A 20,640-nucleotide genomic window follows, 5' to 3' on the forward strand; every position below is an offset into this window, starting at 1 on the left:
CGAAGATGACCAATCAAGCCCGGGAAGTTATTTCAAAATTGTTGTATGTATGGCGCTATCCTAGGGATATATTCTATTGTATGCTTCAAATTGGCAATTGGGACTCCAGTTGGCGATTATATGGACTTCCTTTAATTCATGTACACAGTAAGGCTGATCTATCGATTGGAAAAAGATGGATAGCTTGCAGTAATCCAAAATATAATTCGCTTGGCGTATTTCAGAAGGTTACACTAAAAGCAACTGCTCCTGGGGCAAGAATCGTGATCGGAAATGATGTCGGCATGTCAGGTGTTAGCATTTCATGTCGCGTAAGTGTCACAATAGGTCACGAAACTTTGATGGGTAGTGGCGCCGTAGTGACTGATAATGATGCGCACGGCATCCATCCAGACTTCAGGACTAATCAAAGCGCAATTATAGCAAAACCGGTAAATATTGGTGACAGAGTTTTTATAGGAGCCAGATCAATCATTTTAAAAGGTGTAACAATTGGCGAGGGAGCTGTTGTAGGTGCAGGCTCTGTGGTGTCCAAGGACGTTCCGCCTATGGCAATTGTAGCTGGGAATCCTGCCCGAATTATTGGTGATGTTCGCGATCCAAAATTTTCATCGCCCTTTATCGTCAAATAATAATCCTGTCTAATATGGACGCTATCGTATTTATAATTATTGTTGTATACAAGCGACTTGAGCTCACAGTTTCTTGTCTTATGTCGTTGCAAGAACAAACTTATAAAAACTGCAAGATAATAGTAGTTGATCATTGCGAGCAAGATAATGAGACGTTTGACTACGTGAAATCAAACTTTCCTGAAATAATTATAATCAAAGGGACTAACGATATGTGGTGGACAGGAGCGACAAACTTTGGTATCAGGCATGTGGTAGATTCTTTAAATCCTGATTGGAATAATGATTTAATTTTAACTCTTAATAATGATTTAACCGTCCCTCCCGATTACTTAGAACAGATCGTCAACACATATAAACAGTTCCCCAAAAACTCAATGGTTGGCTCCGTATCGCTTGACGGAGATCAAACCGGATTGATTGATTTTGCAGGATGTATTTGGAATCAAGTTTCCACTCGAATCAGATCTGTTTACAAACCAGACACTCGCTACATTCAAGTCATGGATTTTGGTCATGTTGACTCAGACCTTCTTCCAGGTCGAGGTACTCTATATCCTATTCAGCTTGTTAATGAAATTGGCTATTATGACGAAGCGCGATTTCCGCATTATGCCTCTGATTATGATTATTCTTATCGCGCAAAATTGAGTGGTTATAAGCTTATCGTTGCGACGCGTGCATATCTCACAAGTGCGGTTGGTGAAACGGGCGTCCGATTTGATAAAAACGCAACAGCTGCTCCTACACTCAGATATTTCTGGAAAACTCAGCTATCCATTAAATCGCCAATCAATATAAAGACTCGCTATAACTGGGCAAGGAAGCATGCACGCATTCCACTAGTTTACTTCTCCATTGATTCAATAAGGGTAATAGTCTCTTACCTTAATTATTTACGCAGATATTATAAAAGTCGTCATGACAGAATATAGCATGAATAAAAAAAGTGATTTGTGTCTCATCATACCGCATTTTAATAATGTAGATGGTTTGATAAGATCGCTTGAAAGTCTGAACGAGGAAGTAACTTTCGACGTATTAATTATTGATGACGGCAGTACTCCATCGCTACAACCGGATGAATACTTTTTAGATCGATTTCCTCACTTAAGTCTCAACATTGTAAGAATTTCTCATCAAGGAATTATTCAAGTATCAATTCTTGGCCTTAGATATGTAGAATTCAATCGGTACATCTATACAGCAAGACTTGACGCAGGAGATCTTTGTATGTCCAACAGGTTGACGATTCAGCGAAACTACCTGCACTCTCATCCAGAAATTTACCTTCTTGGAACTTTTTGCGAATACTTTGATCTGGAAACAGATAAGACCATTGCAATCAAAAGATTTCCTACCACAATGCCTGGCATTAGAAAGAAGATCTACTTTAATACGGTTTTCGAGCACCCTACTGTAATGTTTCGGGTAAAGGCAATAGAAAAAGTCGGTTATTATCCAGAGGACTACATTGTTGCTATGGACTATGCATACTTTTTTAAGTTTGTTAGTAATTTTGAGTGTGCTATGATTCCCGAAGTGCTGATAAGGAAAGAAATTTCGTCAACATCTATCAGTACCGTCAAGCGCAAAAAGCAAGTAATTAACCGGCTTAGGGCCATTTCTGAAAATTTCACCCCGAAATGGTATTTCTTTGCCGGAATTGCTTATACGGCCATACTTTATGTAATTCCTTATTCTTTTCTCAACCGTTTTAAGAAATATTTCTTCAAATAAATCCGCTTCATGGACTTAAACGAATGGTATAATGTACTAGTCGGACTTTACATAATCGCGGGATTAAGCTATGTTTTGTCTTTTGCGCTAGGAAGGTCAGCCGTTAGCCGAGCGATTATGTCACTCTGGATGTGTGTTATGTTATTATATACCGCGAGCAGACCACTTGATCTTGGGACTGATACGATGATGTACTCGAATGTCTTCAATATGTATAAGACTGGCCTCTCTTATGATGCGATTCCGGTCCAGTCCCAAATCAACTATTTTTTTTACAGTCTGGGCCAAATCTCGATTCTATTCAGTACAGACTTCGACATGTTCCTCTTTCTGATAAGCGCCGCTTTTCTCGTGAGCACTTTTATAGCGTTTAAACTAATTTTCAAAAAAAGCTGGCATTTGCCTTTCTTCATCTTCGCAAGCACATTTATCTACTACTCATTTCTATTCAATTTGATTCGAAATTCTTTGATCGTCGGAGGGGTGTTTTTGGCTTTATATCTATTCTTTTACAGTCCTACAAAATGGAATAGAATATGGGGATTTGGAGTGCTAATTCTCTTATTCTTTATTCATTCGAGTGCAGGGTTTATTGCGGTAGCAATTTTAGGATCTTCATTTCTGAAAAACGAGAAACAAGCCTTATGGATTTGGTTTAGCGTACTTGCCCTGAGTATGACCGGTTTAGATTTATTTAAGATGGTCCAGAATCTAGTTTATACATTCTTTCCGTCATCTGCTCTAGCATTTAAAACAGGAGTTTATGACCAAGTTACAAAAGAGACGGGTTTTAGGCTAGATTTTGTGTTATATACAATTTCTTTCGGCTTAATCAGCTACTTTATTTCAATTAGATGGAAAAATCCTTTTTACGAGGCGGTTGTAAAATGGTACCTTATTCAAGGTTCAATATTTATGCTCTTTTTTAGTTTTCCATATGTTGATAGAATTGCCTCACTCGCATGGATTGGTTTTCCTTTGTTGATCGGGTATCCGCTGGCTTATTGGAGTGGGGTGAGGAGATATCGGTTCCAGATCAGCTTAGCGATCTTTCTCTTCGGAATTGTCAATCTGATCCTTGTAGCCCGCTACGACTTCCATTTGGCGCTTTTTTAAAAATATAAGTTAGTTACAGACTCACTATAATAGATTCATTACAATTGACTAATAATCAAATAGTTCCTCCAAAAAAACTCCTTTTCTTAACCCAATCTCTGGGGGGTGTTGAGACATATATAAGAGAAATTATTGTCAACATAGACAGGGATAAGTTTGCTATCGTTATGGTTTGTCCGTACGGGCAAAGCATTAATGAACTCTGCAGCTCTCTATCTATACCGATATATAACGTTAAAATGTCGAGGGGATTAAATCCACTTCTCGACATTAAAAATATTTGGGAATTTCACAGGATTATAAGAAAAGAGCGTCCAGAGCTCTTACATGTACACAGTTCGAAGGGAGGGTTTCTTGGAAGAATTGTTGCCAAGCTCTGCAACATAAAAAGTATTCTTACACCAAATGGGCCATCCTATTTGTCCTTCACAGGGTTCAAGAGGACAATCTTCTTCTCGCTCGAAGTAATGGCAAAACCGCTCACCGATAAAATCCTGGCGGTTTCAAATTCAGAGGCTTATAGGATGCGATATGAAGTCGGTCATAAGCCACAAAAGATTGACGTTGTACTAAATTCGATCAATACAGATTCTGAAGTAGTTAAACAGTTAGAACCATACAATGCTACCAAAACCTTCAGGATTGGTACAATAGCAAGATTAACATATCAAAAAAATCCCCTACTATTTGTGGAGATAGCCCGGATAGTAATTGAAAAGTATCCGACTGTCGAGTTCGTAGTGTTGGGAGGAGGAGAGACTGATCATCTTGGACGAGAAGTAGAGACACTAATCAGTAAATACCAATTGTCTCAGAACTTTCATATTTTGCAGTGGGGGCATTTTAGTGGTTCACAGTCGTTTTTGCTTAGCCTGGATATCTTCGTGCTCACTTCCATCTTTGAAGGTCTGCCCTTCTCATTGTTAGAAGCTATGTCGCTCGGTATTCCAAGTGTCGTAAGTAAATGTGATGGGTGTAACGATGTGATACAAAATGAAATCAATGGCTTTGCATGTATTACGAAGGAAGAATTTGCTGAAACAGTTATTAATTTAATTGAAAATCACGCTACTGCGGTTCGTGTAGGAGAGGCAGGGAAAGCTTACGTCACACGTAAGCACAATATAAAAAAGGCTATCAAAGACATTGAAAACTGCTATTTAAGTGTTTTAGATAAGTAGCATTCTTAAAAGATTGAAAAATGGCACTTCATCGAACAATTGTTCTCGCAATTATTTCACTTGAATTTTTACAAGTATCCTGCATTTATGCGCAGGACATTGTCACATACACCACCCCACGCGGCGTGCCGGAAAGTGACCGTTTTCAAGTATCTGTACGGTCTGCAGGAAATAAAAATTGGCAGCATGTTTCTGTACAAACTGCGAAGGTTAATGTTCGCAATGCGAATAAGTCAGGCAAATGCTCGTTTGCCAACTTTGATGCCTCTTATGCAAAACCTGTTGAAGTGAGGGTAACAGCCAAATATGGGAATTTTGATGCTGCGACAATTAGACCAGAAAATAATAACATTACCTTTACAAAGAATGCCAAAGCGATTCGGTTCACTTTGGGCAAACCTCAAAAAATATCTATCGAAGTAGGTAACGACCGACTCAATAACCTGTTTTTATTTGCAAACGAGCTGGAAACTAATGTACCAGATAAAAATGACCCTAATATAATTTTCCTGGGTCCGGGTCTGCACAAGGCTTCGGATGTAAAGGTAAAAAGCGGGCAGACCGTCTACTTACATGGAGGGGCTCAGGTTCAAGGAAGCATTAATATTTACGATAAAGACAATGTCACTATTAAAGGCCGTGGCGTTTTGAACGGTGAGCTGCTAAACCATGATCGATCTAAAACACGCCCCAATCTTTTAAAATTCAAGAACGGCAAGAACATCCGAATTGATGGAATTACTTTAATCGATTCACCGGTTTGGTCACTTTTTATAGATAAATGCGAAAAAGTCGCAATAAACAATGTGAAAGTTATCAGTTACATGGTAAATGGTGATGGAATTACGCTTTCTCAGTCTCAAAACGTTAACGTCACTAACGCTTTCGTCAGAACCGCAGATGATAATATCAGTGTCAAGAGCATGAATGGTGGCGCATGCTCAGATATTAATATCAAGAATTCAATTCTTTGGGCTGATGACGCTCATAATATGCTGATAGGACCTGAAAGCAACGGAGCATCATATCAAAACATTCGCTTCACAGACATTACCGTTCTGGAAAATACCCAGAGAACTGGCACCTACTCGGGTGTTATGTCCGTTATGGCCTCGGACCGAGCTAACATCTCAGGAATTTACTGGGATCGCATAACAATTGCTGACATTACAGCGGGCGAAATAATCCGCTTAGCTTACACCAAGGTGCACTCCGTTGAAAAAGACAATTACGGTACCGTTATCCGCAATATTCACTTTTCAAATATCGATTACAATGGCCGCAATGCCACACCTGGAACCATCAGAGGCGTTGATGGAGCACGAATCGTAAGCAACGTAACAATAAAGAATTTTATGTTTAATAATGAACTTGTCCAGGCAGCGCCAATTCCCAATAAAACAGATGCCCTATTACTGAGGAGTTCCCAAAATAGTGCCCCCCAAATATCCATTAACAACTTCGTGGAGAAAGTGACTATTATGGAGTAAAACCGACTAGATGAATTACATATTTAAAATAAACTGAAATATGAGCTGTTTGAAGAAATGCATATTTTCAGGATCCCGACTCGCTGTCGTACCTCTCTTAATTTCGCACTGCGCTTTTAGCCAGACAAGTTTAACACACGTTGATAGTACGGAACGAAGGGGAACTTACTATTATACTGAACTTGGTATAATCGCTTCTAGTGCTCGAAATACGCCTTTTTGGTTGCATGCCAATCGCTTTGGAATAGCACCTACTAGAAATCCAGTTGTACTCGCAGGAGTGGGCCTTAGTTCAGATTATCACGAAAAAAAGTGGGATGTCGGATACGGAATTCAAGCGTGGGCATCTCTTGGGAGAGAAACAAGGGTCATTATTCCGGAAGCTTTCGTAAAAGCTAAGTTTAGAAGTTTTGAGATCTGGGGAGGTCGAAGGAAACAGATCATGGGCATTGTAGGCGACACAGCCCTAACAAGCGGATCTTACATTCAATCCGGAAATAGCATTCCGATCCCTCAAATTCAAATTGGATTTATTAATTACACTCCGCTATTCAAAGGCGTCATCTCCTTCAAAGCGCTCCTTACGCATGGCTGGTTCGGCTCCAATCCAGTAGTTAAGAATCATTATTTACATCAGAAAGCCGCCTACATCAAAGTCGGAAAGCCGAAATGGCCGGTGCGCGTAGCAGCCGGGTTTAATCATAATGTACAATGGGGTGGCAAAGTTGTAATGCCAAATCAATATACTGTGGGTAAAGAATATCCATCTGAATGGATCGATTACTGGTACGTATTCTCCGGCAAACGTATACCAACATTTGGCTTTGTAGATCCCGACAAATATGATGCTATAGATCGTGGTAACAGGGTAGGAAACCACCTGGGATCGCTCGATTTCTCAATCGAGGCTACTTTACCAGGCGCTGAGCTGATAGTCTACCGGCAGTTCCTGTATGATGATGGCTCATTATATTACAGAAAAGGTTTCAAAGATGGACTGAATGGAGTGAGCTTGAAATTCAACAAAAGCAACTTAGGAAACTTCCGCATCAGCGGTGTCACGGCAGAATTTCTTTATACAGTTGATCAGGGGGGGGGGGAATTTACTTTGGACGGAGGACCGAGGGGAAGGGATGATTATTTTAATCACACCCAATACACCGGATGGGTATACAATGGCAACACAGTCGGTACGCCGTTTATTACTCCCAAGGAACAAACAAGCGAATCGCTGCCCAGGAACAGCGCATTCCGATATTCGAACAACACTCGTGTCAAACTTTTTCACATTGGCTTTTCGGGACAGCTAGATCGAGTATTATTTCTTTGTAAAATTTCCTACTCTGAAAATCAAGGTACTTATGAGAAGCCATTCCCAAGAGGCAGCAATCAATTTTCGTTGTGTATTACTTCCACTATTCCGGTGAAGACAATATTGCTGGGAAAGGTGGATCTCCGGGTAATGCTGGCTTCTGATGCTGGAAAGCTATACAGAAATACTACCGGTGCCCATGTAAGCTTGATAAAAAATGGACTTATCTCAAGGTAAATCTGCATTCACCTATCTTGTACTTTGTAATTTACCGGCGGTCGGCTCTCTCGTTTGTAGTCGTCCAGGAATTATCGGAAAAATATAAACTTGCAATTTTGACTTTAATGTTATAGACTTGTAAGTAATGCTGATCTAACGGATGAATTTGATCTTTGATTCAACCTTAAAGCATGTTTTCCTGATAATAGTCCCCTTAGTTTAGTCTAATATTAAAAGGGCATTTGCAGAGTCACTCAACGTCACATCATGAAAAATCACTATCCAGGACTTTTACCAAAGGCTCATTTATGGGCTGACGTAGCCCTACTAAATCTCTCATTTTTTTCAGCCTATCTTTTTCGTTTCGATGGCTTTTCAGAAATTTTCAGGAATCAGTATGTCAATCTACTGCTGTTTGCCAATCTGTTTTGGATTCTGACGATTCATATTCTGAAAACTTACCAGTTCTCACGCCTCTCTTATCATTTTAATACACAACTCGGAAAATTTTTCAAAGCTGTGGTTATTCATGCAGCAATTGTCATGGCTTTTCTTTATTTAAGTAAACAGGGAGAAGCTTATAGTCGATACCAGTTCCTTATGACTTACGGACTGTTCATGTTTTTGTCGACTGTTTCAAGAGCTGCTGCAGTGCTGTTTTTAAAACTATACAGACAGGCCGGATATAATTACAATCGTTTCGCAATCGTGGGAAAAGGCGACCTTGCGTCGTTGATCCGAGAGTTCTATGGCGAGCGAAAGGAGCTTGGTTACCGCTATTACGGAATGTTTGAACTTGCAGCCCAGGAGAAACCCGTTGCCGCACTTGAAGCATTTGTTAGGGAAAAACAACTTGATTATGTTTATTGCTGTCTAAACGAAATAAGCGATGACCAGATTCGTGAGATTATCAAAATGGGCGAGCGGCAAAGAACCCAAATCCGTCTTGTTCCCGATTTTAGAGGATTTATGACTAATATGGCTACAATCGAATATCACGATATGTATCCAATAATTCAAGTTAACACTAAGCCATTCTCTAGCTTTAATGAGCAAACAGCAAAACGCGCATTTGATCTCGTTTTCTCCACCATTGTAATGATCTTAGGAGCACCGATTTTTTTTCTCGTCTTCCTGGCTATAAAGATAACTTCTCCTGGTCCAGTATTTTTCAAGCAAAAACGGTCAGGCCGATGGGGTGAGATGTTTGACATTTATAAATTTCGAAGCATGTATGTCGATGCAGATAAAATGGGTCTCCAGCATTCGCAGGGAGATGATGACCCACGTATAACCCGGATAGGCCGTTTTCTAAGAAAATCAAGATTGGACGAGCTTCCACAATTTATAAATGTCCTGAAAGGTGAAATGTCGGTAGTAGGGCCTCGTCCGCTTTATAAATATGATGTGGATATGCTGATGGAGGCCGAGCCGCACGAATTTCAGCGCTTGTTAACGGTTAAACCTGGAATCACATCTATTGGCCAAATCAATGTCGGCTATGCTGATACGATGGCAAAGAATGTTGAACGCCTTCGTTACGATCTTCAATACCTTAAGTCTTACAGTGTGTTTGACGATGTTATGCTAATTTTCAGAACACTTCAAGTAATGGTTCTAGGAAGAGGCCAATAATATTGTACCCAAGTCATTTTTGAAAAGCTCGACTAGCGGAATCTACTCTAGCCATGCGAGAGGAACATTCCGATTGGTATACCTGTCTTTTGATATTTTGCCGAAAAAGACGATGATGAGCTCAAACATAAGCCTGAGATTCAGTACTGCCAGCCTAAGCTCTAATTTGCTTAATCTTCGAAACATCTTTCTAATTAATCTCGCCTCTTCACGAAGAAGCGCTCTAAAAGCACCGGATTTGCTTAAATTTATATTGAAAACCGGTATTTTACTTCTTGTCAGCTCTCTCTTGTAATTGAAAGGCTTAACGACGAGATGACGATCATGCTCGGCAAACGCCCCCGGTACTATTCCAATTTTAAAGTTATGAAATAGCACCCGCTGGCAGTAGTTGTTATCCTCCCCGTAATGAAAGAAAACCATCGTATCAAAACCCCCAACACGTCTAAGGCAATCACCGGTAATCATCCAGGCTGCTGCATTAACGAATTGTGTCGGGTAAATTAAACTTAACCGGCCGAGAACATAATCGTCGATTAGTGTTTTACTTCGAAGCATATAATCTCGGAAATTGAAGTCAAGTTGACTTCCTACACCATTAAGGTGAACCGGACTTAAAATTCCGTATTCCTTGTTTTTGTTACTGACTTCCATCAGCACTCTGAGAGACGACGGATACAAGTAGCAATCCTGATTCAAAAGAAAAACGAGCTCTGCATTCTTTTGAAGCGCTAACTTGATACCAATATTATTAGCCTTTGCAAATCCCAGGTTTTCACCTGACTGTATAAGCGTGTGATTATAATTTTTTTCAATGAACTCGTATGTACCATCATTAGAATTATTGTCTATAATAATCGCCTCGTATGGAACATCCGACATGTCTAAATTGGATAGACACTTTGCAATCCAAGCCATACCATTGTAGGTAACAATAACTACATATACCTTTGTCATAGAAAAAGCTTCATCTAGTTTTAAATCTTGTTAGAAAATCCCTTATCGGTACAACCTTAAGAAGGATTAGAAGTGATACAAACGCCACAAAAAACAAGATAGATTTGACAACACTTTGAACAAGCAAATTTTCGAAATCTATTTGAACCAGGATAACTAAGAATACTGAAGCGGCACCAATAGCCGTTGGAACAATAAATGACTTGAAAACTTTTAAAGAGTTGAGTCCTAGTATTTTATTGTTGAAATATAAGTAATACATTGACATTTGAATGAATATATAAACAGAATGCCCTATTACCGCCGCGCCGACGCCAATACTTTCACTCATTGATGCATTAATACAGAGCGAAATGATGCAAGAAAACGCTGTGGAGTACAGCAAGCTCTTAGTTCTTCCTTTTGCGAGAAGCAGGCTGTTCACCGGTGAACTATGCAAGTAGCTCACAATTATAACCATCCAGATTATCAGCCATTTTGATAACAATGCATATTGATCACCTACATAAATAGTGATAATTTCTTCTGCGTTTAATATAAATGGAGCGCAAAGGATAACACAAATAATTGAAGTGTAAAGTGTTGATTGGTATGCAAACTTCTCCATTCCACTTTTATCTTTATTCAGAACAAGCCTCGAAGTTTTCGGTAAAAATATCGACGAAAACATACCACCGAGCGAGATTACAAATAATGTAATTGTCTCTAAAATCCTAAATTCAGCAACTGACCTCAGCCCATCCGTCGAGAAGATACTTAATATAATAGGCCTTGACTTATTAGCTGTCATCTGAAATATACCTATCGCAATAATTGCAATGCTGTATCGAAAAATGATGAGAAAATTTCGGTAATCAATTGCCGGCAGAAAACCACTAATAAGCTTATCGCGTTTTGATACTATAAAGAAAGGAACAAATATTAGGCTGTTAATTACTGTGAATAGTAGAAAATAAGAAACCAGGTTTAGTTTCAAGTGAATTGTAAGTAACACAGCCAGAAAACTGGTTACACTTCTCCCCATGTTAATTTGCTGTATGTAATAAATCTTCTCGTTAGCAATTAACAGTTGACTAAAGACGGATGTAGCCCAATTAAATATCGCAAACCCCGCGAGAATATAAAGCATGGTTTGAAGTATTTGCGCCTGCTCTCCGGAGACTTTGAAAAGATGGATCCCGTACTGAGAAAGCGCTAATAGGAGGATAGCGTTCACGAGACCTACAAGACCATAAAAGGTAATACTTGTCCGCGCAACGGAATCAACCAACTCCATTTTACCTTCCTTAATCCACTGTGAAAAAAACTTGACAGCTCCCGTATTTATACCGAGGTCAAGTAATTGAAGATATGCGTTTACAGATAGTGCCAAACTTATAACCCCGAAATCCGACGCACCAAAGTGGTGTAACAGAAGCGGAACAGTGAATAATTTCATTCCCGCATCGAGGATCTTCGCGACAAAACCCCACAGAAAGGCTAACGTTACATATTTTGATCCAGAAGCATCATTTTCCTTCTTTGCTCCTAGCTTTTCCATATCTGATCAAGACAGGCATAAAACTGCGATTTTACTTTTGTTGATAAAGCGTTTCGTCTCGTTTCACGTTCCGTAAAACTCTCCTGAAAAGCCTCATTTATAAAATCAAGCAGTTTTTCCTTCGTGAGATCAGCCAATGCTGAAACACGGCTTGACTGTCCCGATTGTTCCATAAAGGATATAAATTTTCTTTTTGTATTAATGCAGACGCATGCACAGCCAGCTCGCCAAGCTAAAATTAAGCCATGCAGATTCTGGCTTACCAGTACCGAACATTCACCAAGTGTATCTTGTAATTGAGAGCTTGATTTCGGAATGATCAACTGAACGTTTGCAATTGACTTTAACCTTGCAAACAACTTACTCGCGTTGGCCAGATCAGCCTCCCATAGTCGTGAGACTGTGATTCGGATTTGGAGATTTTTTAAATCCGGTAACTTAATAACCGTCTCGTAAAAGAGCCCCAGCTGAGTTTCTGTGAGAGGCTGACTTCCGAGAAGAATAGCCAGAATGGGCTTTTTAATATAATCAAAATCTGATTTTGAAAGGACAGTATCGGGAATTAATACAGGTTTCAAACCGTAGGATGTTAGCTCATTAAATGAGTCAACATCTCGTATGCTTAATACATCTGCGTAGCCAAGCTGCTTTGTGGCGAGAGATCTAAACCTGGCGTTGGTAATCGGACCTATACTTTGACCAATTACTAGAATAGGAACAGCCTGTTCATGCGCAATTTTCAATTCCAAAATTCTCGAAAGGAAGCTATCTTTCCATCCCTCGATAAAATAACCGCCACCTCCCTGGATAAACAGATCAGCACTTTCGAATTCATTTAAACTCGAAACCAATCCCGGAAACTTACTGAACAGCTCAAACCTGTTTGCGAAATAAAAATCCTGAAATCTTAACAGATATTTGCGTTTCTTTTTTTGAAATGAACTCAATTGAAAATTAGCACCTTGATCGAGCGGCTTTGATAGATCTGCAACCCTTAATCTCTTGAGTGACGCAGTCCCACTTAGTTGGCGATGAATGGAAGGAATTATTCTGATATTTGGGTCGGTAATTGCACCAGAAGTTTCTGGGGGACTATATGTCATTACGGTTATTTCAGAATCCGGATACTTTTCTTTTACGAGATCAACAGTCGATAATAGTATCGCATCATCTCCCAAATTTGCATATCCCCATCCACCGGAAATTAGGATTTTCTTTCGGCTGCTAGCCACCATAATTTTTTTGTTTACAACGTTGATTCCATCCACAGCCGGCGAAGAGTTATATGCAAGGTGTCTGAATCTGGCATAACGAGCCGTTAGACACTACAAATAGGACGAGATCCTACTATTAGTCTGCACGCCGGCTTGCCGACAAAGATAAATATAATCGAATTGGAATTTAAACTGAAATAGAAAAAAACGTAGAAAGGCAAGTCACGACGGCGCTAGCGTGTTTCACTTCTGAATTCACTAAAATATTTAAATTTATCTTAAAATTATATTACTGTATTTTCATAATAGATCGCGTTACTTCCATTAAAAAGACCCAGTTTTCATTTAAGTTAATCTCCGAGCATTATCTTTGCAATTTAACCTACCATATTCAAATGAGAATTCTCGTATTAGGCGCCTCTGGACAGCTGGGAAGCTGCTTGAAAAAAGTATCTACTGAAAAGAATATTACTGACATAGCCTTCCCTTCAGAAGAGTTAGGAAACATCCTTGACGAGGAATTACTTGAAAAGCTTTTTAGCTCGGAAAAACCTTCATACGTTATTAATTGCGCTGCGTACACAGCGGTAGATAAGGCTGAAGAAGATCAGGAAACTTGCAGAAAAATAAATCGTGACGGTGCCGCAAATATCGCCAAGGCCTGTGAAAAGCATGGTGTGAAGTTAGTTCACATTAGTACCGATTTCGTATTCAAAGGGGATGTCACTGGTTTATTATCAGAAACCGATAAGGCGGAACCTGAGAATATTTACGGATTGACTAAGCTGGAAGGCGAAGCCGCAATTGCTGAGATTCTTCAAGAACATTATATAATTCGAACAAGCTGGCTCTACTCGGAATACGGCAACAATTTCGTAAAGACGATGATTAGGCTTGTAAAGGAACGTGATCAACTAGGGGTAATCGTCGACCAAGTAGGCTCGCCTACTTATGCGATCGATCTTGCAGATGCGATTCTCGAAATTGTTGAGTCTAGAAACGAAAGCTACGGTATATATCATTTCAGCAACGAGGGAGTTACTTCCTGGTATGACTTTGCAAAAGCGATATTTGACATCAGTGGGATCGAGACTAAACTTAATCCTGTCAAAACTTCTGAATATGTTACAAAGGCTATTCGTCCAGCTTATTCAGTTATGGATAAGTCCAAAATCAAGTCCACCTATGGCATATCAATTCCTTATTGGAGAGACAGCCTAGCTATTTGTATCAATAGGCTTTCTATCTAATATGGTAAGTACCTGATAACAAGCTTAAACTAAAATTCATCGAATGGCATCCGGTTCAACATTTAGGTATGACATTAATGCGCTTCGGGCAATAGCGGTCCTAGGAGTCGTACTATTTCACTACAAGGTCCCATTCTTTGACGGTGGTTTTGCCGGCGTAGATGTCTTCTTTATCATATCTGGATACCTGATGACCAAGATAGTTGTAACGGGTCTAGAAAAAGGTAGTTTTTCTCTTGTCAATTTTTATGCAAAACGCGCCCAACGTATAATACCGGCGCTAAATTTTTTAATTGCCGTCCTGCTACTTTTTGCCTTCTTTTTTTACCTTCCCGATGACTATCAAAGCTTAGCTAAGAACGCACTCGCGAGCGTTTTTTTCTATTCTAATATTGCCTATTACGACGCAAACTATTTCGATGCTTCATCAGACACGAACATGTTGCTTCATACATGGTCACTATCAGTGGAGTGGCAATTTTACCTTTTGCTGCCCCTCGTCCTTCTCATTTTAAATAAATTCTACAGGGCCGAGAGGAAATTCTTTCTATACTTCTTTTTAAGTGCCACCGCCTTAATATTCTTAATAGCGGCTATTTCTACCAGATTCTGGCCGAACGCCTCCTTTTATCTTCTTCCAACAAGATCATGGGAACTGTTGCTAGGTGGAGTAGTCTTCTTGGCAGAAGGGCGTTTTAAATTCCTCGGTAGTAGAATTGCAATGGTGGCTGGATATGTAGCAATCTTTCTTTGTTTCTATCTATTAAACAACAGAATGAATTGGCCAGGCATATATACCCTGCTGCCAGTCTCGGCTACGTTTCTGGTCATCTCAGCAAACTTCAACGATGTTAGCATATTACGATCTCGGATTGTCGAATTTCTGGGTAAGATCTCGTATTCGCTCTATCTTTGGCACTGGCCTATCTACGTAGTTGGAGGTTATTTAGGCATTAAACTGGATGTAACTTCAACGGTCTTGTACATTGCCGTCTCGTTGGGAGCTGCCTACCTCTCTTACACATATATTGAATCGATCAAATTCAAGGGCAATATTATGCTATCCGTTTCAACTGGTTCCCTCGCTTGTGTAGCAATTCTAATTTCCCATTACAGCATCAACGAAGTAGTTTTCGAGGAGAAGAGCTTGGCTATGTCGAGATATGACGAGACTCATCAAGAAGAGCGTAACAGGCAGTTTGGGATCGGTTCTTGCTTTATGACTGCGCATTCCTATGGACCAAAAAATTTCAAACGAGACTTTTGTTTGTCGATAAAAGACAACAAAAAGAACTACATCCTGATTGGAGACAGCCACTCGGCACACCTTTCACAATCTTTGAGAGAGTATTTTCAAAAACTTAATGTCAATCTGAACCAGGCTTCTGCAAGTGGCTGCTTGCCTTTGCTTAAGCCAAACGGGGAAGCTCGCTGTCGCGAACTTATGAATTTTCTTTATCACGATTACTTGCCGAAACATGCAAAAGAAATTGACGGCGTTGTGATCAGTGGAAATTGGGTCGGTTATGCAAGCAAGGAAGTGCTTTTAACCGATATTCAGGAAACACTGCAGTACTTCAAAAAGCTTAACCTTAAAGTGATCCTAATAGGACAGAATGAAACATATACAATTCCATTTTCATCCATCGCGGCCAGAGAATGTGAAATGGATACAGAGTTAAGCTATCGATACTTAGACGATAGCTCACTCGAAGTGAATGATTTCTTAAAATCAAATCTTGCCAGTATGTATGTGAACATTTATGATTTGAACATTCCAAAAATCTCGGCAGATAACGTTCCATATATGTTTGATCAGAATCACTTTACTAAGTATGGAGCCGATCGTGTAGCAATAGAGATATTTCGAAGCAAGCAATTTAGAAGCTTTTTGAAATAATCAAATATGTTCTTTCTAAAGATACCAATCGAAGCCCAATCTTAAAAACTAAGGTCTTTTCTGATAGAAAGCATCAACCCTACCGCATTATCAAAGAGCTTGCCTTGATCAACGGATACAGCTGCCTGGATAGTTGAGCCGCCGAGTAGATTGACTGGCTTTGCCAATGCGATCAAACCCGAGAACTGGTAAGTTTTATCCGGCAGCGGCTGATCGTAAGTACCTTGATTACTTGATAAGGAAAGCTTGGTAGTCCAGGTGGCGTCACTGAGCTTTCCCTTCATTCCAACGTGCGTAGCCCAAACCCTGTTGTTATTTGTAAAGAAATCGGCATATCTAGGCCAGTTATTTTCGGCACTCGCCGTGATAAAAGGAGTACCGATTCCCCGTCCAAAGTAGGACCAGCCGTCTCTTACCTGGGCATTATTGAAATAATCATCTTTTCCGCGGATACTGTTTCCATCAACTGCCTCACTGCCGCCCTGACTCTTGGTATATAGGAGTTCAAGCGTCAATTTCTCGATTGAAAATGTTTTGGCGTCCGTATTTTTCATCGTGAACGTAACTCCGTTCAGCCCATCTTTTACATTATTTAAATAAAAGAGAGATCCGTCTTCGACCAGCGCCTGCCGGTACAGCATAATGTTGACGGAAGGAAAATCAAGCTCTATCCCAGCGTCAATACTCGCTACGTGGTTTCCGATCCGGTTCGTTCTATCAAAGTCTGACAGATCCGCCAGCTTGTTCCCAGGTTTAAATCCGGAGACTACATACCAATACTTGTCTGCGCCGCGCGGCATATTACCGTCAGTAGTAAAATAGGGGCTTTTCCCTCCCCATTGCACAGCGTGGTTAAATCCTCCGTATAATTTTAGCATTCCGGTCGGCTTACCAATTCGGATAGAAAGTCCCTTATTATGCAGCTTCAACTCACTCGTGACAGGTCTGCTATTTTCAAGCAACCCGTCTGAGTAAAACCCTTTGAAATAGAAAAAATTAGGAATTAAAGGCACATACTTCTCGAAAGCAAGCATAATTCTGGGTATCGGCATTGCATTACCCGACCACATATACGATCCTGTTCCCAGTTCGTGATCATTGAAACCTACATACTGTTTCCGCCTTCCGACAGTCAGCTGTAAGCTTTTAAAAGCAATCCCGGCGTATGCCTGCGGAAGTAAAAATTTGCTGTTCTTGCTTGCATTACCGACTGCTTCCAGTCCGTATACATAAGTCCAGTTTTGCTTTGATTCTGCGTTTTGCGAAAACGGCTGTCTGCCCACCACACCAGCTCTCAGACTACCTACCTGACCTGTGATCGGGACAATTCCCCATTGGTTGGCGTGAAGCCAGAATGGGGTCCGGGACGCAGTTGAACCATAAGCAGCCAGCTCCACCCACGCATTGGTGTGACTTTTAGAGGTATCAGTATCTTGCGCGAATCCAGGACTGGAAAATGCAGCTAATGCGGCAAAACCGCCAAGAATAAGCTTACAGAGGGAGGTAGAAGAATGAAACAAGCTTTTAGAGGTTGATGTCATTAACTGAGATTTATTAAACGTTGAGCCGGATTTTATCCGCAAAAGTTAACAAATAAATCGAAAGTTCATCAACTATTTTACCACAAACTCATAACTCCCCGACCCTGCTTCTACAATCGTGTGACCATTCTCGGTGCCGATCAGTTTTACAGATTTCGATTTGCTAATATTTTCCTTATTGGCCAATATCTGCTGCGATTTTTCAGAAGGAATATGAATGCGCGCAACCGTATTCACCGGAACATTTACTTTGAGATTGAGCCCGGAATTACCCCGCTCCCATTCCGAAACAACTTTCCCGTTCATCGTTACAAGTGAAGCTTTTAAATGGTTTATACCCTCCTTACCCATTCCGTCAGGCGCTATTTCAGGTTTTATGTCAAAGGTTGCGAATCCTGGTTGGGTAGCCTGGATACCCGCTGCATTGCCAAACATCCATTCACAAACAGCCCCGAATGCATAGTGACTGAACGAGTTCATGGCCGCATTGTACTTAAATCCATCCTCTTTGGTGAAGCTGTCCCAACGCTCCCAAATTGTAGTGGAGCCCTGTTCGACCTCAAAACCCCAGGACGGAAACTCTTTGCTCAAAAACAGCCTGTAAGCCAGATCCGTATTTCCGGTCGCTGATAATGCAGGTAGCAGCGGCTTGGCGCCAAGAAATCCCGTGCCGAGCTTATTCCCGTTTTCTTTCAGCAATGCAACAAGAAAATCACCCGACTTTTTAGTCTGAGACTTGTCGATGATCTTCATATAAATCGCATTCGCATAAGCAGTTTGCGTGTGACCGGTAAAGCCGAGCGCGCCATCCACATACCCTGCACCGTTTCCATACGCTTTCGCATCCGTTTTGAATTTCCCGCTGGCATCGCTGTAATGTGCAAGTACTGCCTTTCTCACCTTAGCGCCTATCTGGGTATATTTTTGAAAGTCCTTTTGATTATTGACCGCGCCCGCCATTTCTGCCATCAGATCAGCACAATAAGCGTAATAAAAGGAAGCGAGCATATCGGGCGGCGTTTTTTTACCGAAAGAAAGCCAGTCACCAAAGCCGCCTTTTGGGTCAATGTCAGCGAATGCATTCTCTTTGAAAACATAGCCGCCTTTGCTCCTTTTTTCCAGAAAATCCATAAATCTGGACATCGCCGGCCAGCCTTCGCTGATCATGCGTGTGTCTCCGTAAGCACGGTAGATCTGGTAGGGGCAAATAATGCCGGCTTCCATCCAGCCTGGCGAAAATGTATCCGATTTTCGCAGATCCGGTGCCGGCGCGTAAACGGGGTAAGATCCATCCTTCCGCTGGGCATCATTTAGATCAACCACCCATTTAGTGAAAAAAGAAGCTACGTCGCGGTTGAAAGTGGCCGATTTGGCATAAACCTGCGCGTCCCCCGTCCAGCCGATCCGCTCGTCGCGCTGCGGACAGTCGGTAGGAATATCAATATAATTAGCGCGCTGGGTCCAGTCGATATTGCTGTAAAGCTGGTTGACCATCGCATTATCTGTTTCAAACGAACCCGTTTTCGGAGTATCCGAACCGATCACCAGACCAAGAATCGCATCTTTGCCCGGCTTGTAACCCAGACCCGCCAGCTCTACATATTGAAATCCATGAAATGTAAATTGCGGCTCCCAGGTTTCGCCCTGCGGATCTCCCTTTAATATATAAGTATCCGTCGCCCGCGCCATTCTTAGGTTTTCGGTCATTAATCTGCCGTCGGGATGCAGCTTTTCACCAAACCTCAAACGGATCGTGTCCCCGGCTGCTCCTTTCACTTTAATGCCCACAATTCCCGCGAAATTCTGGCCCATATCAAAGATATAGCTGCCTCCCGGGCGGTCTGCGATCGTTTTCACTTCCAGCGTTTGTGTCACTTTTACCGGCGGGCCCGGGTATACCTGGATCAGCCGCTCGGGTTTGTCAGCAAAAACCTGCGCTTTTTCCCATTTGCTGTCATCAAAACCTCCTTTGTTCCAGCCCGTCGGTTCGAGGCGGGCGTCGTAGGTTTCGCCATTTAAAAGATCAGATTCCAGGATTGCGCCTGTGCTGGCTTTCCAGGTTTGGTCTGTCATAAATGATTCCTTCGTGCCATCGCTATACTCCACTTCCAACTGGGCTTTCAAAAGAGGTACTTTGCCATAAAATGCGCGCACAACCGGATTTTGAACCAATAAGGAATAACCCAGGTAACCTGCGTACCAGCCATAAGAAAGCTGGGAAGCCAACGCATTTTCACCGGGTTTCAGATCAGAGGTAACATCGTAGGTTTGATAGTAAACCCTTTTGTCATAGTCAGTCCAGCCGGGCGTCAGGAATGCGTCACCCGCTTTTTTCCCATTGATCTGAAATTCATACAATCCCAGCGCGGTCACATATAGCCTTGCTTTTTTCAATCCTTTTTTGATCACAACCTGCTTTCTCAAATAAGGCGCGGGCGGCAAATGGTAGATTTTACCTTTCCCCAAATGATCCAGATCCAGACCGATCCAGTCGGCTTTCCATTCATTTTTCGCCAAAAGTCCCATTTCCCACGAAGCAGCGTCGCTCCATTTTCCGGGCACTCCATTTTTATCCCAGCTCCTTACCTTCCAATAGCAAATTGTTCTGGAAGACAGCGGCTTACCCTTGTATTCAATCTGGTAAGTGGCTCGGCCATTCGTTTTGTTTGTGTTCCAAAGATCGGCTTTCGCTTCCGTCAGATTCTCGGGAGTGCTTGCTACCAATATCTGATAGGCGGTTTGGACCTGGTTGTTTTCACCCGATTGCAGCTCCCAGCTCAGTCGCGGGCTTTTCTGATCGGTGACCGGGTTGACTTTATATTCGCAGCGCAGGTAAGTCGGGTCTAAACCTTTCGCATTTGCACCTGTAAACACGCAGGCTGACAATAACAGGGATACTAGAATTTTCATGAG

The 20,640-nt window shown here is 41.4% G+C and carries 15 protein-coding genes; 10 read left to right on the plus strand and 5 right to left on the minus strand.

Going from position 1 to position 20,640, the window contains the following annotated elements; all coding sequences use genetic code 11:
• The first annotated feature begins 5 nt into the window (after nucleotides 1–5).
• The 8 genes from KOD92_RS27595 to KOD92_RS19380 all read left to right on the plus strand — a co-directional run bounded on the left by KOD92_RS27595 (nucleotide 6) and on the right by KOD92_RS19380 (nucleotide 9,325).
• Nucleotides 6–632, plus strand: a complete 627-nt coding sequence (locus KOD92_RS27595) for an acyltransferase (protein WP_304488619.1) — start codon at nucleotides 6–8, stop codon at nucleotides 630–632.
• A 14-nt stretch (nucleotides 633–646) separates the two neighbouring features.
• The gene (locus KOD92_RS19350; RefSeq protein WP_215235247.1) at nucleotides 647–1,567 is read left to right on the plus strand and encodes a glycosyltransferase family 2 protein; all 921 of its coding nucleotides are present in this window, start codon (nucleotides 647–649) and stop codon (nucleotides 1,565–1,567) included.
• Nucleotide 1,568: 1 nt separating this feature from the next.
• Entirely contained in the window at nucleotides 1,569–2,372 is an 804-nt protein-coding gene (locus KOD92_RS19355) for a glycosyltransferase (protein ID WP_215235248.1), read from the plus strand.
• Between the two features lie 138 nt (nucleotides 2,373–2,510).
• Nucleotides 2,511–3,488, plus strand: a complete 978-nt coding sequence (locus tag KOD92_RS19360) for an EpsG family protein (protein WP_255567397.1) — start codon at nucleotides 2,511–2,513, stop codon at nucleotides 3,486–3,488.
• 44 nt (nucleotides 3,489–3,532) lie between these two features.
• Nucleotides 3,533–4,669, plus strand: a complete 1,137-nt coding sequence (locus KOD92_RS19365) for a glycosyltransferase family 4 protein (RefSeq protein ID WP_215235250.1) — start codon at nucleotides 3,533–3,535, stop codon at nucleotides 4,667–4,669.
• A 20-nt stretch (nucleotides 4,670–4,689) separates the two neighbouring features.
• A complete protein-coding gene (locus KOD92_RS19370; RefSeq protein ID WP_215235251.1) occupies nucleotides 4,690–6,159 on the plus strand; it encodes a glycosyl hydrolase family 28 protein in 1,470 nt (489 codons plus the stop codon).
• Between the two features lie 40 nt (nucleotides 6,160–6,199).
• Nucleotides 6,200–7,708 (plus strand): capsule assembly Wzi family protein, encoded by a 1,509-nt coding sequence (locus KOD92_RS19375; RefSeq protein WP_215235252.1) that lies wholly within the window; start codon nucleotides 6,200–6,202, stop codon nucleotides 7,706–7,708.
• 249 nt (nucleotides 7,709–7,957) lie between these two features.
• Nucleotides 7,958–9,325: a sugar transferase gene (locus KOD92_RS19380; RefSeq protein ID WP_215235253.1), complete on the plus strand. Its 1,368-nt coding sequence runs from the start codon at nucleotides 7,958–7,960 to the stop codon at nucleotides 9,323–9,325.
• Between the two features lie 42 nt (nucleotides 9,326–9,367).
• Here the strand turns inward: KOD92_RS19380 and KOD92_RS19385 are convergent, their stop codons facing one another.
• From KOD92_RS19385 to KOD92_RS19395, 3 genes are read right to left on the minus strand one after another with little or no spacing between them, the layout of a single operon-like run.
• Complete coding sequence (locus tag KOD92_RS19385) at nucleotides 9,368–10,282, minus strand: glycosyltransferase family 2 protein (RefSeq protein ID WP_215235254.1); 915 nt, start codon at nucleotides 10,280–10,282, stop codon at nucleotides 9,368–9,370.
• A 10-nt stretch (nucleotides 10,283–10,292) separates the two neighbouring features.
• Nucleotides 10,293–11,822 carry an MATE family efflux transporter gene (locus tag KOD92_RS19390; RefSeq protein ID WP_215235255.1) on the minus strand — a complete coding sequence of 510 codons (1,530 nt, stop codon included), beginning with the start codon at nucleotides 11,820–11,822 and terminating at the stop codon, nucleotides 10,293–10,295.
• A complete protein-coding gene (locus tag KOD92_RS19395; RefSeq protein WP_215235256.1) occupies nucleotides 11,810–13,090 on the minus strand; it encodes a polysaccharide pyruvyl transferase family protein in 1,281 nt (426 codons plus the stop codon). The genes KOD92_RS19390 and KOD92_RS19395 overlap by 13 nt, the downstream gene beginning before the upstream one ends.
• A 341-nt stretch (nucleotides 13,091–13,431) precedes the next feature.
• Between KOD92_RS19395 and rfbD the strand changes: the two genes are divergently transcribed.
• Together rfbD and KOD92_RS19405 are read left to right on the plus strand one after the other, a co-directional pair.
• Nucleotides 13,432–14,286 (plus strand): dTDP-4-dehydrorhamnose reductase, encoded by an 855-nt coding sequence (rfbD, locus tag KOD92_RS19400; RefSeq protein WP_215235257.1) that lies wholly within the window; start codon nucleotides 13,432–13,434, stop codon nucleotides 14,284–14,286.
• A gap of 43 nt (nucleotides 14,287–14,329) precedes the next feature.
• Nucleotides 14,330–16,186: an acyltransferase family protein gene (locus KOD92_RS19405; RefSeq protein WP_215235258.1), complete on the plus strand. Its 1,857-nt coding sequence runs from the start codon at nucleotides 14,330–14,332 to the stop codon at nucleotides 16,184–16,186.
• Between the two features lie 41 nt (nucleotides 16,187–16,227).
• Here the strand turns inward: KOD92_RS19405 and KOD92_RS19410 are convergent, their stop codons facing one another.
• Complete coding sequence (locus KOD92_RS19410; RefSeq protein ID WP_215235259.1) at nucleotides 16,228–17,727, minus strand: capsule assembly Wzi family protein; 1,500 nt, start codon at nucleotides 17,725–17,727, stop codon at nucleotides 16,228–16,230.
• 72 nt (nucleotides 17,728–17,799) lie between these two features.
• Nucleotides 17,800–20,637, minus strand: a complete 2,838-nt coding sequence (locus tag KOD92_RS19415; protein WP_215235260.1) for an alpha-L-rhamnosidase — start codon at nucleotides 20,635–20,637, stop codon at nucleotides 17,800–17,802.
• Between the last annotated feature and the right edge of the window lie 3 nt (nucleotides 20,638–20,640).

The sequence above is a fragment of the Dyadobacter linearis genome (assembly GCF_907165045.1).
In the GTDB taxonomy this organism is placed as follows: domain Bacteria; phylum Bacteroidota; class Bacteroidia; order Cytophagales; family Spirosomataceae; genus Dyadobacter; species Dyadobacter linearis.